At 50.8% G+C, this 17,135-nt stretch carries 15 protein-coding genes; 6 read left to right on the top strand and 9 right to left on the bottom strand.

Features of this window, described 5'->3' with window-relative positions:
- The first annotated feature begins 293 nt into the window (after positions 1-293).
- Positions 294-770 (top strand): hemerythrin domain-containing protein, encoded by a 477-nt coding sequence (locus tag RHM65_RS02235; RefSeq protein WP_322167584.1) that lies wholly within the window; start codon positions 294-296, stop codon positions 768-770.
- A 49-nt stretch (positions 771-819) separates the two neighbouring features.
- Here the strand turns inward: RHM65_RS02235 and RHM65_RS02230 are convergent, their stop codons facing one another.
- Both RHM65_RS02230 and RHM65_RS02225 read right to left on the bottom strand, forming a co-directional pair.
- Positions 820-1,218 carry a low affinity iron permease family protein gene (locus RHM65_RS02230; RefSeq protein WP_322167585.1) on the bottom strand — a complete coding sequence of 133 codons (399 nt, stop codon included), beginning with the start codon at positions 1,216-1,218 and terminating at the stop codon, positions 820-822.
- Between the two features lie 129 nt (positions 1,219-1,347).
- Positions 1,348-1,620 (bottom strand): hypothetical protein, encoded by a 273-nt coding sequence (locus tag RHM65_RS02225; RefSeq protein ID WP_322167586.1) that lies wholly within the window; start codon positions 1,618-1,620, stop codon positions 1,348-1,350.
- A 213-nt stretch (positions 1,621-1,833) separates the two neighbouring features.
- Between RHM65_RS02225 and RHM65_RS02220 the strand changes: the two genes are divergently transcribed.
- Together RHM65_RS02220 and RHM65_RS02215 are read left to right on the top strand one after the other, a co-directional pair.
- Positions 1,834-2,538, top strand: coding sequence for a hypothetical protein (locus tag RHM65_RS02220; RefSeq protein ID WP_322167587.1), 705 nt, complete (start codon positions 1,834-1,836; stop codon positions 2,536-2,538).
- Positions 2,539-2,548: 10 nt separating this feature from the next.
- Complete coding sequence (locus RHM65_RS02215) at positions 2,549-3,400, top strand: alpha/beta hydrolase (protein WP_322167588.1); 852 nt, start codon at positions 2,549-2,551, stop codon at positions 3,398-3,400.
- 72 nt (positions 3,401-3,472) lie between these two features.
- Here the strand turns inward: RHM65_RS02215 and RHM65_RS02210 are convergent, their stop codons facing one another.
- Together RHM65_RS02210 and RHM65_RS02205 are read right to left on the bottom strand one after the other, a co-directional pair.
- The gene (locus RHM65_RS02210; RefSeq protein ID WP_322167589.1) at positions 3,473-4,852 is read right to left on the bottom strand and encodes an OprD family outer membrane porin; all 1,380 of its coding nucleotides are present in this window, start codon (positions 4,850-4,852) and stop codon (positions 3,473-3,475) included.
- A 249-nt stretch (positions 4,853-5,101) separates the two neighbouring features.
- A complete protein-coding gene (locus RHM65_RS02205) occupies positions 5,102-6,415 on the bottom strand; it encodes an MFS transporter (protein ID WP_322167590.1) in 1,314 nt (437 codons plus the stop codon).
- A 486-nt stretch (positions 6,416-6,901) separates the two neighbouring features.
- Here RHM65_RS02205 and RHM65_RS02200 point away from each other — a divergent pair, with 486 nt between their 5' ends.
- Together RHM65_RS02200 and RHM65_RS02195 are read left to right on the top strand one after the other, a co-directional pair.
- Positions 6,902-7,732 carry an NAD(P)-dependent oxidoreductase gene (locus tag RHM65_RS02200; protein WP_322167591.1) on the top strand — a complete coding sequence of 277 codons (831 nt, stop codon included), beginning with the start codon at positions 6,902-6,904 and terminating at the stop codon, positions 7,730-7,732.
- A 45-nt stretch (positions 7,733-7,777) separates the two neighbouring features.
- Positions 7,778-8,665, top strand: coding sequence for an SMP-30/gluconolactonase/LRE family protein (locus tag RHM65_RS02195; protein WP_322167592.1), 888 nt, complete (start codon positions 7,778-7,780; stop codon positions 8,663-8,665).
- Between the two features lie 121 nt (positions 8,666-8,786).
- On the opposite strand, the gene RHM65_RS02190 is transcribed toward RHM65_RS02195, so the two are convergent.
- Together RHM65_RS02190 and RHM65_RS02185 are read right to left on the bottom strand one after the other, a co-directional pair.
- Positions 8,787-9,047 (bottom strand): DUF6429 family protein, encoded by a 261-nt coding sequence (locus RHM65_RS02190; RefSeq protein ID WP_322167593.1) that lies wholly within the window; start codon positions 9,045-9,047, stop codon positions 8,787-8,789.
- A gap of 685 nt (positions 9,048-9,732) precedes the next feature.
- On the bottom strand, positions 9,733-11,604 hold the full coding sequence (locus RHM65_RS02185; RefSeq protein WP_322167594.1) for a DUF2075 domain-containing protein: 1,872 nt from the start codon (positions 11,602-11,604) through the stop codon (positions 9,733-9,735).
- A 498-nt stretch (positions 11,605-12,102) separates the two neighbouring features.
- On the opposite strand from RHM65_RS02185, the gene RHM65_RS02180 reads away from it, so the two are divergent.
- On the top strand, positions 12,103-15,186 hold the full coding sequence (locus RHM65_RS02180; protein ID WP_322184211.1) for a DEAD/DEAH box helicase: 3,084 nt from the start codon (positions 12,103-12,105) through the stop codon (positions 15,184-15,186).
- 393 nt (positions 15,187-15,579) lie between these two features.
- On the opposite strand, the gene RHM65_RS02175 is transcribed toward RHM65_RS02180, so the two are convergent.
- The 3 genes from RHM65_RS02175 to RHM65_RS02165 are packed head-to-tail and all read right to left on the bottom strand — an operon-like array spanning position 15,580 to position 16,989.
- Positions 15,580-15,861 (bottom strand): hypothetical protein, encoded by a 282-nt coding sequence (locus tag RHM65_RS02175; protein ID WP_322167596.1) that lies wholly within the window; start codon positions 15,859-15,861, stop codon positions 15,580-15,582.
- Positions 15,858-16,838 (bottom strand): integrase domain-containing protein, encoded by a 981-nt coding sequence (locus tag RHM65_RS02170; RefSeq protein ID WP_322167597.1) that lies wholly within the window; start codon positions 16,836-16,838, stop codon positions 15,858-15,860. Before RHM65_RS02170 ends, RHM65_RS02175 begins: the two co-directional genes overlap by 4 nt.
- Positions 16,816-16,989 carry a hypothetical protein gene (locus RHM65_RS02165; protein ID WP_322184209.1) on the bottom strand — a complete coding sequence of 58 codons (174 nt, stop codon included), beginning with the start codon at positions 16,987-16,989 and terminating at the stop codon, positions 16,816-16,818. The genes RHM65_RS02170 and RHM65_RS02165 overlap by 23 nt, the downstream gene beginning before the upstream one ends.
- Positions 16,990-17,135: the final 146 nt, after the last annotated feature.

Below are 17,135 nucleotides of genomic sequence, written 5' to 3'. Positions count from 1 at the left end.
AGAAAGTAGGCTCCGCTAAGTTCACTGTTGTCTGATGAGTGGATATGGCTAATTTATTAGTTAACTAACGTTGCGGCAATATGCACTGTTTGTTTTTTAAGTTGTCATGCAAATTGCACGGAGCACGTTCAAGTGGGTACTGGTAACTCATTGTTTTTATGTGTATTTAATCTTCTGTTGGAATAGGCATGGAAGATGCTAAATGCCTTGAGTGAGCAATATTGCTCTGACACTTATCAGCCCGAGCAGGCGACCCCGCATATAAGTTGCCACTTTTTCTTTGGAGAACCGTGATGAATGCTATCGACATGCTTGTTCAAGACCATGTACGGGTCAAGGAAATTCTCACTCAGCTCAGTGAGTCGTCGGATCGTGCGCTTAAGAAACGCGCCGACCTGTTAACCAAGCTGGAAATGGAATTGATTATCCATACACAGCTCGAAGAAGAGATTCTGTACCCCGCGTTTAAAGCCGCCGGCAGCAAAGAACAGGACATCATGTATTACGAAGCCAAGGAAGAGCATCGCACCGTGGACTCTCTGGTGCTGCCGGATTTAAAAGTCACCGACCCAAGCACACCCGAATTTGCTGGGCGAGTCAAAGTGGTCAAGGAATTGCTGGAGCACCACATCGAAGAAGAGGAGGAGGAAATGTTTCCTCAGTGCGAGGAGCTTTTGGGTAAGGAAAAACTCGAGGAGATCGGTAAGGAAATGGAAGTGATGAAAGCTCAGTTGAAGAAGTCGTTGATGGCGGACATGAAAGCGGCGTGATGAGCCTGATTAAAAAGGGCGTTCACGGAACGCCCTTTTTATAGGTGCCTTATTCGGACACTTTCTTCTCTATTTTTGCAGCGAGATTGCGGTCGAGGGTTTCCTCGTCGCCCAGCGCCTCATATTTTTTGCGCAACGCTCTTAGCTCTTTGTGATCCATTTTATCCAGGCTGAGAAGGGCGTTTTGCGCATCGGTGGTCGCTCGCAGCAATTCATCTATCTTGATGTGCAGCACGTCGTTATCACGATTTTGGGTATTTTGAATCACGAATACCATCAGAAACGTAATAATGGTGGTCGAGGTGTTAATAATCAGCTGCCACGTGTCGTTGTAGTGAAAGTATGGTCCCGTCATCCCCCAAATCAGAATCATCACAAGCGCCGCCAAAAATGTTTTGGCGCTGCCGGCCCACTTCGACAAAGCCTGAGAAAACGTCGAAAATTTCATGGATATAACCTTTAATTCAGAGGGGTGAATTAAAGACATCGTGCCTTGGCTGAAATTTCTCTTTAGCGAAAAAGTTCCAGGCGCCTCACCGAGCGCCTGAAACTTGCCGTGTTTCTGGATGACGGAGTGTCAATTACTCTGAATTTTCTGCATCGCCTGGGTCGTTAACGAAATGCACTCACGGGCACCGTCGTCGTTATTTCGGGCAAATGCCGCTTCGGCTCGGTGCAGCGTAGAGTCGATATCCCCCCTGACCTGATCGTTCATCCCCGGATTACTCGACTGAGCGTCTCTTACTTTTTGGAGGTTGATCTGGCAGAGACTGCTTTCGTTTCCGGCAAAAACCGGGAGCGCCAATGTGGTTGCAGTTAGGAACAAGCCAATCAGTACACAGCGCTTCATGGAAACTCCGAAGGCATGACGGCCAAATGGCCTGAACGATTTTGATTATAGCGGGTTGAGTTCGGTTCCCGTCAGAGATCTAAAGCGCGTTAGATAGAAAGCGACCCGGATTAGCGTTGGGCGCAGGTAACGCTATAGTTGTTATTTTGCGGCCCCGAGCACTTCGGGTATGCAGGCGTATTTCATGAGGCTGATCTCGCGAGGAGAAGCGACATGGCGGATATTGCGTTGATAGATACGATCTCCCAATGCATCGCAGCAGCGGCCGGACTGGGCACCGCTGCTTTTGCGTTAGTCGATACTACAAAAGCGTTCGGTGGTGGGGTCTCTAACTGTGGGTTTTCGGAGATCGAGCGTGTCGTGGCGTTATTTTTCCCAAAGGGAGAATTTAATGAAACCACTATCACGCCGCAAATGGCTTCATCTCTAGGTTCACATCAACTGATGTTAACGCTGCGTGCTAATTGGCTAAACGGCACGGCGCTGGAGGGTCAAAAAGCCATCGCGAAATCGTTGCTTAAGCTCCGGTTCAGCACCGCCACCGCTGGCGCTTACGCGACGGCGACCGGCATGAACGCCGAAGTGCTGGCCTCCTTGGCGGAGAAGATAAGCAACGGCACCGGGCTTACCTTAAGAGAAGGCGACGCATGGGCACGTTTCGATTTAATGCTCACCGCGATACTCGATCAAGGCTACGAACGCGGCGACCAAATTTACCGGAACAGTGCCAAAGCACTGTCGGTCGTGGTTTCAATCGGGTTGGCCGTCGTCGGCTTTTATGCGTACGACCAGTCCTTCAAATCTTTGGGCGTAGCACTGCTTGTGGGATTGGCCGCCACCCCGGTCGCCCCTGTCGCCAAAGACCTGACGAGTGCTATCGCTGCAGGTGCCAAGGCCGCCGAGGCGTTCCGTAAATAGGGCCAATGCCATGACGTGGTTTCTTGATTTACGCGCTGACAGCGTAGGTGGCATCCCGGCCAGCGAGGTTATCGTCCGCCAGGGATATGGGCATTACCCAAACTTCGACGAGTTAGTCAGGCAAGCGCGAGGGCACGACGTGCTATTCGCCACCCACGGTTTTAATGTGAACCGCAATGACGGCATTGAAAGCCTGACCGGGTGGGAGCGATTATTGGAGTTGGGGCCAAATACCCTGTTTGTAGGGGTTCTATGGCCGGGGGATTCACGCTGGGTGCCGGTTCTGGATTATCCCTTTGAAGACAGCGAAGCCATAACCAGCGCGGGTTTGTTGGCCGCGTTTGTCGACCGTCATTTCGGCGCCGCTACCAGCCTGTCTTTTGTTTCCCACAGCCTCGGGGCACGGGTCATTTTAGAAACCATCACCCAAATGAAGCTGCCAGTGACCCAAGCAATTTTGATGGCCGGCGCCATCAACGACAATTGCCTGAACACACAATACAAGGCGACGGCGGGCAAGTTGAAGACGCTGTCGATACTGGCCTCCCTTGAAGACCACGTACTGGCAGTCGCCTTTCCCCTCGGCAATCCCTTGGCGGGCGTGGTCGACAAGGGTCATCCCTATTGGCAGGGCGCCCTGGGCCGCGACGGCCCCGACTTGCCATGCCCCGACAACGTAGACCCCCACTGGGAAATCCCGAACGAATGGAAATACGACCACAGTGATTACTTGGGAGGAATTCCACCGAAGCTATTAGCCGCCGTGGACCTGCCGCCGGCACGGACATTTAGGCTGCAATCCAAGCCAGCTTGGTCGGCAGGGTTTGTTTCGTATCGGTTTAGGAAGGGGTTGGGGCGGTGATATAGCCCACGCATAACCGGTGATGAGAGGGAGGCGGAGATAAATCCGCCTCCCCCCGATGCAGTTAAGTGCTTACAGGAAGTTGTAGGTGTAGTTGAAAATCAGGCGAGTCTGGTCTTGGTTCGCGACCCCTGTGCCGCCTGCGTGGTAGCTACCCGTACGCAGCGTCGTACCGAAGCCCTTCAGGTAGCCACTCTGAAACACGTAGTCCACACCTGCGTCGCGTTCCCATTCTGTGTGATTCACACCGTTAAGTGTCTTATCTTTAATGTTATCGCCACGCAAATAGCTAACAAAAGCGCTCAACCCAGGGACGCCGACCCGTGCGAAGTCGTACGTGTATTGACCGAACGAAGTGTCTTCACCTGCTCGAATGAAACTGCCGATCACTGAGTTGGTGTATAGGTAGAAGCTGGTACCGCCGTTGTCTTCGCTGTTGGAACCGTTAGTTGCCAAAGACTTGCCGTTGTTGGTGACGTTACCTTGGTTCAGCATTACGAAGCCGCCGTCATCGCTGACGCTCTGATAGCCAAGCATAAATTTGCTGCCGCCCAACTGGTAAGTAAACATGGTGCTCCAGGTGACGTTATCAACTTCATTGGCGTGCTTGGCATAACCACCGTTGTTGTTGAACGCGTAACCGGCCGTGCCGCTGCTGTTTTTGCCGTCAGAGCTGCTGCTAAAGTAGCGCAAATCAGTCTTGAAGGACTGGTCGTCACCCAGTGGCAATACGTGGATCAAGCCAAAGAAGTTCTGGGTATAAAAGTCTTGCAGGTTCGCGCGGTAATACTGCACGGTCAGGTCTTTGGTGACTTTGTAGTCGGCACCCGCGTAACGGAATTGGTTGCTGCCTTCGGTTGCGCCTGCAACTGACAGCGAGGTGCTGTTGGTCGATGCACGGCCAGTGGAGTGTTCCAGTTGACCCGCGTTCAGCGTCAGGTTGTCGATTTCTCTGGAGGTAATCATGCCGCCGTCGAAGTTCTGCGGCATCGTGCGGCTGTCGGTCGCCATCATGATTGGCATCTGAGGAAACAGAGCGCCACCCACGTGTAATTCAGTTTTGGACACGCGGAATTTGACGTTTGCGTCCCCTCGGGCCACGTCGTCCTGAGCCGAGTTGTCGCTGTCACTTGGCCAGAATGAGTTACCTGTGCCTGGGTGGTGACCTGGGCCGCCATCAAGGTGCAGACCGTAGATCAGTTGAGCATCGACCCCGACCCCGATTAGCCCTTGGGTAAAGCCGGATTTATAGTCGAGCTTGAGAGTTTCAACAGTTTCGCGCTGGTTGATCCCATTAGCGGAGTGATCATCGTTCTCGTAATAATAGGTACGTGAACTGAGGGAAAGTTTGCTGTCTTCCAGAAACCCTTGTGGCTTCGCAGCATCATCTGCTTGAACGTGTAGCGACAGTGCGGCCAGTGCAATAGCTGCTGCGAGTTTTTGCTTGTTCAATGTAGTGCTCCTTTGGTCTATTTTTATAATATTTGCTGTCCGAATCTGCGTGCGGATAAGCGGTACATAAGCGTTTGGTATTTTACAGCCGCGGTTAGTTGGCAATTAAGTGTGTTGCCAACCACTCAGAGCACTGGAGGCCTTATTCGGAGAATCCACGGAACGATCAAAACCGTCGGGGATAACGCTCCATACGGTGGCTCGATAAAAGAGATGCTCGAACCAACTGCATTGGCTCGAGCAGATAACTTACGCCGAAGGTAAAGCGGAGCCTTGATTGGAACCCGTCACATCATGGTTCTGAACCCCGGGTCCAGCAGTGATTTCTCGAGCAACTGCCCAAACGATAATGGCAGCGACAATGTCAAAAATCGCCAACACCACGAACAAAGGGCTGTAGCCGATCTGTGTCACCAGAACACCGAATACCGCCGTGAATGCAGCAGCCCCCAAGTACCCAAACATGCCGCCCATGCCGGTAGCCGTCGCCACTTCGTTTTTACCGAATGAGTCTGAAGTAATTGAGTACAGCGCGCCCGAAAGCGTCTGATGGGCAAAACCGCCTACACACAGTAGAGCAATCGCGGCGTAGGCACTGTCCACCAACCCAATACAGGCCGGTCCGATCATGCAAGAACAGCCGAACAGCAAAACCATCTTCCGTGACGTAAACAGCGATACGTTGCAGTAACGATGAAACAGTGGGCTCAGGTAACCACCCAGCACACAGCCAAGGTCTGCGGCCAGAAAGGGTAGCCAGGCAAACATGGCAACTTCCTTGATGTTCATGTGCCGTTCGGTCATCAGGTACAGGGGAATCCAGGCATTGAATGTCTGCCAGGCTGGCTCCGACAGAATGCGTGCTGAGGCGATCGCATAAAAGTTACGGCTGCGAATGATCGTCTTCCAGTTCCCTTTTTTCGACGTGGCATCTTTAAAGTGGGATTCCTGCCCGGCCAAGATGTAATCACGTTCGGTATCGCTCAATCGTTGTTGATCACGCGGATGCTTGTACAGCAGCAGCCAGACGGCACTCCAGACCAGCCCCAACCCACCAACCATCAGAAATGCCAGTTGCCAGCCGCTTTGCAGAATGGCCCATACCACCAATGGCGGCGCGAGCAGCGCACCAATCGAGGATCCAATATTGAACCAACCGATAGCGACCGAACGCTCCTTGGCTGGAAACCATTCGGTGGTGGTCTTGACCCCGGCGGGTATGCCCGCGGCCTCGGTGAGCCCAAGCAAGGCGCGAACGAATGCCAGGCTCTGCCAGCCCGTAGCGAATGCAGCTGCGGCACAGGCTGCCGACCAGGCAATGGCAAACACTGCGAAACCCATCTTGGTACCGATGGCATCAAGGATGTAGCCAGCCACTGGCTGCATAAATGCGTAGGCCAGTTGCCAGGCGACGACGATGTGCGAGTACTGCTCGGTCGAGATACTTAGCTCGTTCATCAGCGTTGGAGCCGCGACCGACAGGGTGTTCCGGGCCAGATAATTGACAATCAAACCAGCCGTCACGAGGCCGACCATCCACCAGCGGATGCCTTTGATTTTCATCCCTTCACCTTAATTATTATTGGATTTGAAGTGTGCGGCATCCCTCCGCGTATCCAGGATGTCGAGTGTATGACGAGCACAATCAGGCCCCTCGCGAAGACCGCCTCAAACAGCAGGCGAGGCTCTGCGGGTGGGTAAACCGATCAGATCGAAAATTGGAAAATCGATTGGAAAAACAGCCTCGTGGGATGCATCCATGATGGGCAACACTCACTGTATTATTTTTATAATAACGGACCTGCATGTTGTAGGTCGTCGTACATCTTTGCCATTTATAGCCAATATCGTATTTATGTGTCAACTGACTTTTTGCACCTTGGATTATATAAATCCGTATTCATAGCATCAATTATGGTCAGAAAAAGCGCACTCTGCGTGTTAACGCGTCGGTTATTCGTAACGCGTTGACAACATAAGGGAGCATGTCGATAATCCACCTGTTGTACGACAACGTATGTCAATAAAAATAACTCGAGCCAATCTGCCATGACGACTTCAACGATCAGTGCGCGCCCACCTTTCAATCGTCTTCTGCTAACAGGTGCCGCCGGTGAGCTAGGCAAAGTACTTCGCAAGCGCCTGAAGCCTTTGACCAGCGTTTTGCGTCTCTCCGACATTGTTGACATTGCGCCAGCGGTGGATGAAAGCGAGGAAATCCGTTATTGCGATCTTGCTGACAAGAAAGCCGTTGATGAATTGGTTCAGGGGGTCGATGCGATTCTGCATTTTGGCGGTGTCTCGACCGAACGGTCTTTTGAGGACATCCTGGGCGCCAATATTTGTGGGGTCTTCCACATCTATGAAGCGGCCCGTCGGCATGGGGTTAAGCGAGTCATCTTTGCCAGTTCCAATCACGTCATCGGCTTCTACCCGCAGGGGCAGGGTCTGGACGCCCATTCCTTGCGCCGTCCGGACAGTTATTACGGTTTGTCCAAGTCTTATGGCGAGGACATGGCCAGCTTTTATTTCGATCGCTACGGCATAGAGACCGTGAGCATTCGCATCGGCTCTTCTTTCGTAGAACCGCAAAACCGCAGGATGCTGAGCACCTGGTTGAGCTATAACGATCTGACTCAATTATTGGAACGTGCCTTGTACGCACCGGATGTCGGCCACACGGTGGTCTACGGCGTTTCCAACAATCAAACCACGTGGTGGGATAACCGTTACGCCGCGCACCTGGGCTTTAACGCTCAAGACAATTCCGAAGCGTTCCGTAGTCAGGTCGAAGCACAACCCTTACCGGCTGCAAGCGACCCCATCATGCTTTACCAGGGCGGCGCCTTTGTTGCACTTGGCCCCTTCGGCGACGATTAAAATCCTCCGTTGGATGCCCTTCCCGAATTCGCCAATGGAACCGCCATGGACGCTGAACTGATTCTCGACGCACGTAATGCCACTGGCGAAAGCCCAGTGTGGAACTCTCGGGAACAGGCGCTCTACTGGGTTGATATTCCTGCCCGGCGGCTACATCGCTGGGCCCCGGAAAACGGTCAGACGCACAGCTGGGAAACTGCCGAGATGCTCGCCTGCATCGCCTCCACTCCCACCGGCAACTGGATCGCGGGGATGGAGAGCGGCTTGTTCATGCTCGACGCCAGCCTTGATGGAAAACTGAACAGCACCCGACTGACAGACGTGAACCACGCGCACCCAGGCATGCGCTTCAACGATGGTCGTTGTGATCGTCAGGGGCGTTTCTGGGCAGGCACCATGGCGCTCGATATGGCAACGGGTTCGGCGGCGGGTGCGTTGTATCGTTACGTGTCCGGGCGGCGCGAACCTCTCAACCCCCAACTGACAGGTTTTATGATTCCCAATGGCCTGGCATTCAGTCCTGACGGCAAGACGATGTACCTCTCCGACTCCCACCCGTCAGTGCAACTGATCTGGGCCTTCGATTACGACACGCAAAGCGGCACCCCCCGCAACCGTCGCGTGTTCGTCGATATGAACCAACACCCTGGCCGCCCTGACGGTGCCGCAATCGACGCCGAAGGTTGCTATTGGATCTGCGCAAACGATGCCGGGCTGATTCACCGCTTTACACCCGAGGGCAGGCTGGATCGCTCCATCGGTGTGCCAGTGAAAAAGCCGACGATGTGTGCGTTTGGGGGGAGGGAGCTGGACACGCTGTTTGTTACTTCAATTCGCCCGGCTGGGGATTTGAGTGAGCAGCCGTTGGCGGGAGGTATTTTTGCTGTGCGGCCGGGGGTTAAAGGCATGGCGGAGCCTGTGTTCGAAAGGTAGTCGCGCTAGCGCTCGAATTACAAAAAGGCTTCTACACCGCGCTCAATCCGACAGTCAGTTTTCTGGCTCGGCTAGGTATGCGTCTACGACTGTACGAATTGATGTATTTCCTCGCGCGATCTCAGCTTCCCAAGTCGGATATAGGCTCCCCTTGAGCCCTGATCCCAAACAACCGGTCGGCTATCTGCCGTCCTCGCTCCAGTCCTTCCTCCGTCAACCAAATCGATTTGTTCTTGTTCACCGGGTTACTGATGAAACCAAGTTCATGCAATCGGTTCATTATCTCGAAGTCGAACCCCTTCCAAGCATTGCCTCTGTCAAAACTGAAGGTTGTCAGCAGGGCAAGCACGGTTTCTTCAATCAGTTTGTCGTCGTATTTCATGATCGTTTCTCCGCTTGTGTTCATTAGACTCTTCGTAACCCCGACAGCTTAAACCGACGAAGCCGCTGTTGGCAGCCACCCGTAGATTCTTGGCAGTCGGTTTTGGCCGTCGCGACCAAGCTGTAAAGTCCAGCGCTGGCCTTCGCGCTTTTAGATGATTCGCTGAACAACCAGTCCTCTCTTCAGATGATGAAAGGGCGGTCACCCGCTCGGCGGCGTTGATGTCGAAACAATAAAGGGTATGCGCTGGATTACGGGGGCTTGCTGAGGAAGGCGAGCCCAATATCAAAGTCGATGGATCACGCCATTTATCGGCATGACCCCGGATCGACTCATCCACTCTCGATGCTTCAGATGCTTCAGATGCATCAAAGCCCGCACTGGGCGGGCTTTGATGGTGTTTCGTTTGGGCCGGGGTAATTTTAATTGGTTCGGCAAGAGATTGATATATATAGCTAATGTGTGTTTTTGTTTCTGGCTGGAATACCAATTGGAATACTCCACTCCACTTGATCACTCGTTTGCAATCAATCTGGCCAGAATCATTCGTAACCATGATTGGCAGTGAACTGCACATAGCTGCCGATTGCAGTCAGTCGAGAAGGCCCTCAGTGAGCAGATCGCTATCAAACAATCTCGGCAGATTGGTCAAAGGCATTTATACGACTGAAGGCCAAGTGTGAAGTCATTTACCGCTGTATTCGGCAAGGCGGCTTCTAAAATACTGCGCAGTTTCCTGATCAGTGCAATGCAGGTAGCAGCCTTTCATGCCGCGGGTCATCAATGTTCGATAGGTGTTTTTGATGATCAAGTCCGTCTCATGGCGAGCCAGATCCAGCTGTTCTTTCATCAGTTTCTTCCAGCCCCGAATCGATTTGTCATGCTTGTCGCGCTCTAAAGGCACCGTCAGCACTTGGCCGTTCCTGACGATCAAATCTGGGCCAATGATTACGCCAATATAATCCACCTCCAGCCCCTGGCAGGTGTGGATGCAGCCTACCTGCTCTATGGAGTTTTCAGCGATGATCCATAAGCTACCGTCCTGGTCGAGGTTCCATTGACGGGCGTAGCTATCGCCAATAACGATGTCGGCAGCCTTGGGGTCTTTTTTACTCAGCCAAGGCCAGCAGTAACCCGCGACAACTCGCGCCTTGTTATCGTGATTCTTCTGTTCGATAGCAGCGTGCATCGCCTGCGGAGTATCAAAGATCTTGAACTCGTACTCACTGGTATCAAGTAACGGGTTGGCTGTAGCGCGAATATCTAGCACGTCGTCCAGCCACGCCAGGTAGCCATCGGAACCGCTACAGCGGAATTGGGAGGACAGCGTGTACTCTTCGACGGTTGCGCCTTTTGCTTTGGCGAACGCTCGAATGGCCTTCTTGGTGCCGATGTCGGTTAAGGTGACACGCTGGTCTTCGTCGATGAAAAAAATTGCGCATTTGGCTGACTCGATCAATTCCTTGATCTGGTTTTCACCCAGATTCCCGTAGAGACCGCTTTTCTCGTTGAGCCTGTGGGCTTCGTCTACAACCAACGTGTCGAAGGTATTGCGCTCGGTATCAATGAACGCCCCGGAACCAGAGAAGAAGTTGGAAAAATGGCTACGTTTGACGGTGCCGACCAATTTGCTTTCGTACACCTTTCGGGGCGCGGCATTTTTCGAGACGTATTTACTCAACAATCCTAACCCTGTGAGCTTGACCAAGAGGTTTATCGCCAGGACCGTTTTTCCGGTACCTGGGCCACCTTCGATGATCAGTACTTTTGGCGCGTTCTCAGACGCGGCACTTGCTGCGGCAAGAGCCGATTCAAAAGTCGTTTTCTGATCATCGATCAATACGAACTCGGGCTTACCTTTCATCAATCCCTTCAGCGCCTCTGCCAACGCTTTAGAAGGGCGAATTCTCCCGTTGGAGAGCTCGTACAGCACTTCCTTGTTGTCGCCATGAACGATGTATTTTTTAAGAAAGCTTCGTAGCTTCGTGAGCTCCTCTGGGCCCTTGAGAAACAGCGGTGCTTTGCTGGTGTAGGCATCGTAGTGTGCTGAGTTGATCACGCCATCGCTGACGTAGTTGTGGAGGTAGGCACAGGGACGTATCTCGATGCTTTTGTCGTAGACGGCTTCATTGAAACCTTCCAACAGTGCCGCATAGGACCAGACCTGATAGGAGGGGTGAATGGTTTCTACGAGACCTCCCCCCAGTGCGGTTTTTACAATCGCGTCCTTGGTGGTAGCGGTCGCTTTGCTCCACTGCTTGAGCTCGATCAGCACCGCGTTTTTGATCTGATTTTCACCTCGGCCGGTGAGCAAAAAATCGATTCGTTTCGACGATTGTGGAATATGCAGCTCAATGGCCAACCCCGCATCGTTGGGCAGGCCGTCGTCTCGAAGCACCTTCGCCATATAGCTCAATGAGCCCTGCCATGACCTTATCTCCGACGCCCCCACTTTTTTGCCGGTGGCCTCTTTGAAATGCCTGAGAATCACCTCCTCAATGTCGTCGTTATCGCTGTCTTTGAGAAATTGCTGTTTGGTCGCAGCGTAAACGATCACTGGTAGTCCTTAGAGCTCAGGTTGTCCGAGTTGGTGGTGTTTTTTGGTAGCGCTTCCAGCGTATCGGCCAGATGCACACACCCATTAACCGCAAGCTTGGTTTTTGATCGTCTCGTTGAGACCAGTCTCTAACACACTGGCCAAGCAATCAGGATCAGCAAATTCGCTTCTGACTGCTTTTGTCGTTTCTGGCATTTTGCTGAAGTAGCAGATTACCCTCGCGCATCAACCGAAAAACTTTAGGTAATTCACCATTATAGTTAGTGCGAGTGATCAAAGTAGTAAAAGCCGTCACTAGTGTTCGTATGGCGAGAGGGGAGTGCATAGGAATGAAATATATTGATCGCGCTGCTCCGTAAGCTATTTTTGTTTAGTATGGATGATTTCAGGTGTGGTGCGCTTTTCGTTGGGCTGGCATAATGCTACCTTGCTCTGCTCGGGGCAGCTCTCTGCCTATGTACGTGGTTTTTAAGTGGTCACCATACAAGGATGTAATTTATGAATGTTAAAGTTGGAGGTTTCTTTTTGGTTTCAGAGTTGTGGGATGCGCTGAGGACTTGCCAGAAGCGCAGCATCGAGACAGCCTTGAAATACGTAAAAAGACCAGTTGATACACTGGATTCAAAATCTTGCCTGATAAGCTTGCCAACGGGAGCAGGTAAATCAGGAGTCATAGCTGTTGTAGCACACGCATGCAAGCAATCTAGAGTGCTTGTTTTATGCCATCGTAGAGCTGTTTGTGATCAGCTAGTTAAAGAAATAAATGGACGTTTTTTTGAGTCGCTTGTGCCGAACTACAAAGGAATCAAGAAAAGCGTTTTCGATGATGTTGATGATACTAGTAAGCCCGGAATATATGTATCTACTTTTCAAAAGCTTGTAAGTTTTTCTTCAGGGGAACTTGAAGATCTTAAGGGTAATATTGATCTAATTATAGTTGATGAGGGGCACTCCGAACCCTCACCTATTTGGAAAGGGCTAGTGCGTAATGCTGGAGCACATAAAATTGTGATTACGGCAACTCCGTATCGGAACGATTTATTTCAATTTGATATCGATGATGGCTCAAGTTTTATCTATACATTTGAAGAGGCTTTACATCAAGGAGTGTTGACGGAGCCAGAATTCTGCGTGGCGAAATTTGATGCGCTAGTGGACAGCATAAGTCTTTTTTTGAAAGATAACCCTGGTGCTAAATGCATTGTTAAGTGTAAGGAATTTTCGGATATAGAGCGTTACTACCATTTGTTGAATGAGTCTTTTACGGTCTTGGCGGTTCATGAACAATACGTAAAAGATCCTAGAGCAAATGTGAAAGTGGATGTCCCTGCAAATTTACGCGATTCGGAATATGAGATAATTATTCATCAGAGAAAGCTTGATGAAGGTGTTGACATTCCTCAGGCAAAGCTGCTGGTTCTCACGTATGCGGTGAACTCAGGTCGTGAGCTAGTTCAGACGATAGGTCGTATTGTTAGGTTATATAAGGGGGTTAAGCCGTTAGTTATCGAGTGTGGTGTTAACGCTAATGAAAGGATTTGGATAAATTATCGGTACTTCGACAAGTCACTTAGTACGCCCGCGGCAGCCCGTAAGTTTATATCCTCATTGGATGTTAACAAGCTCATTGAAATCTATCTAAGCTCTTTTCCAGATGCCAGTTATTATGGTAATAGGTTTTTGAAGAAATTTGATATAAATGATTTTAGGCCTGAAGCCTCGCTAGTAATTCCTACTGCATCGGTTTGCTTTGTTAATACGTTTAGTAATTTTAATGTTCAAGCAGCTACTGATTTGCTTTATTGGAGAAGTAATCAGTCTGGCGAGCTGGCCAAGACCTTCCAGGTTGCGGGGGGGATTAAGGTTATTGTTTCAATAGCCTTTAATAGGTCGAGATTTTTAAAAGATCAATTCTTTTTTGAACCCTCGCTAGAAATTACGCTTCTAAAAAAATTCCAGCAGGAAATTGTTGCTGTCTATGATAGTAGGGGGCGAAAATTTAGCTACGATGCGGAATTATGTATCGGTGGCGCTATCGAGCCCGCAAGATTACTCAATGTAATGGGTTTGGGTGATAAGACCGTTACAAAGGAAGCAAGCAGTAAGTCTGTTGGGACAACAAATAAACGCCCGGAAAGTGTTTCGATAAAGGGGCGAGATCTCGAAGCTATAGCTGATCTGCAGCGGAATTCGGCGTATCGTGTTGCAACTGTAAAATGTGATAACTTTGACATTCTTGGCGGGAAACAAAGTAGTTATTACGTAGGAGTTGACTCAGGAAGAATCTCTGATCAAAAAGATGGTCAATATATGCTGGATGAGCTAGATCAATGGCTTGAGTTTATGGAAGGTGTGATCTCTGTTGATAGGGTGGTAAATAGTAATCTTTTACATTCATTTGCTAAGCCTATTCCGGTTAATCTCGCTCTTTGTATCGAAAGTGTGATAATTGACTTTAGTGATTTTCCCCAGCCTATCCAGGTAAAATATGATGGGAAAGATGTTGCAATAGATAATAATTTTATATATTTTGAAAATAACAATGGGTTGATTTTTGATTCGGGCTTTCCGGAGTTCAAAGTTAATATTTCCCTCTGTGTTCATAGCCCTTTTGTGGTTTTCGAGTCGCAGGTTGAAATTTTATACGATATCAACGGACGCGGTGAGCAATACGGAGATTTTCTTGAGCCTTTACATGATAATCTGCACAAGGTTCTTTTGGATGGTGGCGTGAGTTACTCCAAGGGCAGGTTTTACGAGCTAAAGCTTCCTGTTGAGGGTGAATTTAAAATTGCCACTTCTAGTTTGCAAAATATAGTAATCGGTATGCCTGACCTGCTCAACGATCAACTTGATGAGAAAGGTTATGTTGAAAAAATTAAGGGTAAGAAGAAAGTCATTCAGGTAGTCGGTGAGGAATTTAATGAAGATTCTATATTTTTCCTGCTTGATAAGCTGAAAGAGAACTCTCGTCTCGATCCTACAAGATCCCAGTTAGGCCCATTTCACAGGTATATCCCTGATGTTGATCTTGTGTTTTGTACAGACATGGACACCGAGCCTGCTGATTTTATAATCTCATCAGTGAGTAAGCTGATTTATGTTCATGTCAAGTGTGGCAGTGCTGTAGTGAACCCGCAGTCATCCGCTGGTGCGCTAGCAGAGGTAGGTGGGCAAGCCATCAAAAATATAGAGATGCTCATATCTGGCGACAAAAATCTCAAGGCTGCAAACTGGGGTGTTTTAGCAGTGGCTTGGCCCACGCGAAATGCACCGGAGAAAATGGCAGAAAGGGTAAGACTGCTGCAGGGTGTTAGGTTTGAAGCTCCTGACGAGAAAGCGAGAGAGGCAGCAGTTGAAGAAGCTTGGAAAATTATCGCTCAAAGACGGAAGTCAAGCCGCGTACGAAAGGAAGTTTGGATAGTCGCCGCAAATAGTTTTTCGGCGTCTCATTTCGAAGGGCAACTTAATAAAGGCCATGGAGGAAGTCCGGAATCCCTTCAGGCATACCAGTTAGTTCAGAGCTGGATATCGACGGCTCACAGCAACGATGTTGATCTGAAGATTTTCGTATCAGTGTAATATAGTTACAGTTAAGATTTTTTCTATGTCGCGGTGATTTTTGTAGGTCAGATGATATAGGAAGTTTGCCCCTTTCGTGAGATCGGTAGGGCAGGCGCTGTTTTTATATGTAATGCGGATGGTGTGTTAGTTATTTCGGTGAATCTCTCGAGTGATCCGATATTAGTAGGTTTAAGTCGTGTTTGAAGTCGATCCTAGAGTAGTTGTGATTATTTACTATTCACCTCCAGGGCTTGAATATGCATAATTGATACTATCAACCGATATTGGTGGAAAGTACATCTAGTTTGATATTTTTGTGCATATCCTTTTGCTCTGCTCACGCTACTTTTCGATACCGCTTCGGTGACAGAGATAGTCCTCAAACGGCGTCTCCCGCTACTCGCATTCAGTTTATCGAGTACTCAGTGAGCACAGCTGACGCCCTAATCGTTTTCCGATCAATAGAGCAGTGAGTCGATAGTAACATCGGGTGTCATCGGAATGATTTTTCAGGTATTGGGTGAAGAACCAACGCACATACTTGCGCTGCCAAGCCCAGGGATTGTCTTGTTGCCATCGTTGTTGAATGGCCGCTTGCATGATCTGGGCTTGCTTTAAGTGACGTTGCTGCGTGGCCTTCGAACCGGTCAGGACACCGCTCAGGAACAGCGCCATATCAAAGGGTCTGGTCACGCTCGACCTCCAATGTAAGCCGATACCACATCATTCCGGTTATGCCCGAGCTCAACGCTGATCTGTTGGCGCACCTGTCGATCAAGGTCGCGGTTAAGGCGATAGCAATTGCCACCATTAATGGGGGCGGAGTGGTTCGTAAGCTCCTCGTAACGTTCGCAGGCGTAGGCCGCTCGCAATTCATGAAAGCCTTTAATTCCTTGCTCATGCAAAATTTCTCGAGCAGGACGCACGGTCTGTTGCAAGAACGCAGCGTAGCTTTCTTCTCCAGCCAGCAAATTGCGGCTACCGGGCGGCGACGCATCTCTAGCCAACTCCACCGCCGTCTTCACCTCTTGAGTAGCCGCGATCCATCGCGGCGCTGATGCCCCTGAGCGACCGCCCTTGGTACCGTCTTGAATATTGATGCGACCTAGTTGTTCTGCCTCGCGTTGCAGGCGTGGCAGGTCAGCCAGGATCGCTTCGCGCAGGCGCATGCCCGTTTCTCTCGCCAACAGAACAATCGCGGCCACCCGGTTGTGGCGCTGTTCGCTTAGTGCCTCAAGCACTCGCCGTACGTGTTGGCGATCCTGGCCGTTTGGTGCGCAGGTGCGGATGGTCGATCGCTGCATGCTTAGCGCCCGGCTCGGACTGACGATCTTGACGTCCTGATCACCGCGCAGCGCGGCGAGGGCACGGTTGACGCTGCTCAGGCGGTTCTGCGCGGTAGCGATTCCGAGGTCGCCTTGCTGGATCTGCTGACGCAGGTACGCGGCGTAGTTCTGCAACGTGCTGCGATCAATCTGACGCGCATCGTTGTAGCCGGGACCGTCCTCTGACCGACACCAATGCATGAACGCCTTCCAGCGATCGCTATGCGCTTTCACCGTGGCGAAGTGACCGCCGCCGAACAGATCCTTGAGCGCTTGCGGACCGGCATAACTCAACTGGCGGCCGTAGCCAAAATTGCGGCCGTCACGCCTGCCGACGAGAGCCATTTTGGTTCTCCTCCTCATGCCTGTGCAGGTAGGCCAGCAGATCACGCCAGTTATCACTCACCCGGTGGAATTGATTCCAGTCCATCGGTCGTAGGCACAGCTGGTTATCCAGGTAAAATAGATCTGCACCTTCCCTGCGCAGTTGATCCATCAAATCCTCAATGAGGACGTCGTCGGCTTGGTTTTTGGCGACAACGGCGACGGTGGCGACAACCCGCGTGGTAGCTAGCGCGGGACGTGGCGACAACTTGTAAGGGCGGGGCTTTTTTGACTTGGCTGCGTCGGTTACGCAGGGCT

This window comes from Pseudomonas sp. CCI4.2 (genome assembly GCF_034350045.1).
Classification (GTDB): Bacteria; Pseudomonadota; Gammaproteobacteria; order Pseudomonadales; family Pseudomonadaceae; genus Aquipseudomonas.
Note: the sequence above shows the minus strand (reverse complement) of the source record. Positions and strands in the feature narration are given on the sequence as shown.

Bases quoted from the DNA above. Each gene is read 5' to 3' on its own strand.
- RHM65_RS02235 (WP_322167584.1), top strand. From the start codon at position 294: ATGAATGCTATCGACATGCTTGTTCAAGACCATGTACGGGTCAAGGAA.
- RHM65_RS02230 (WP_322167585.1), bottom strand. From the start codon at position 1,218: ATGAAATTTTCGACGTTTTCTCAGGCTTTGTCGAAGTGGGCCGGCAGC.
- RHM65_RS02225 (WP_322167586.1), bottom strand. From the start codon at position 1,620: ATGAAGCGCTGTGTACTGATTGGCTTGTTCCTAACTGCAACCACATTG.
- RHM65_RS02220 (WP_322167587.1), top strand. From the start codon at position 1,834: ATGGCGGATATTGCGTTGATAGATACGATCTCCCAATGCATCGCAGCA.
- RHM65_RS02215 (WP_322167588.1), top strand. From the start codon at position 2,549: ATGACGTGGTTTCTTGATTTACGCGCTGACAGCGTAGGTGGCATCCCG.
- RHM65_RS02205 (WP_322167590.1), bottom strand. From the start codon at position 6,415: ATGAAAATCAAAGGCATCCGCTGGTGGATGGTCGGCCTCGTGACGGCT.
- RHM65_RS02200 (WP_322167591.1), top strand. From the start codon at position 6,902: ATGACGACTTCAACGATCAGTGCGCGCCCACCTTTCAATCGTCTTCTG.
- RHM65_RS02195 (WP_322167592.1), top strand. From the start codon at position 7,778: ATGGACGCTGAACTGATTCTCGACGCACGTAATGCCACTGGCGAAAGC.
- RHM65_RS02190 (WP_322167593.1), bottom strand. From the start codon at position 9,047: ATGAAATACGACGACAAACTGATTGAAGAAACCGTGCTTGCCCTGCTG.
- RHM65_RS02180 (WP_322184211.1), top strand. From the start codon at position 12,103: ATGAATGTTAAAGTTGGAGGTTTCTTTTTGGTTTCAGAGTTGTGGGAT.
- RHM65_RS02170 (WP_322167597.1), bottom strand. From the start codon at position 16,838: ATGGCTCTCGTCGGCAGGCGTGACGGCCGCAATTTTGGCTACGGCCGC.
- RHM65_RS02165 (WP_322184209.1), bottom strand. From the start codon at position 16,989: ATGGATCAACTGCGCAGGGAAGGTGCAGATCTATTTTACCTGGATAAC.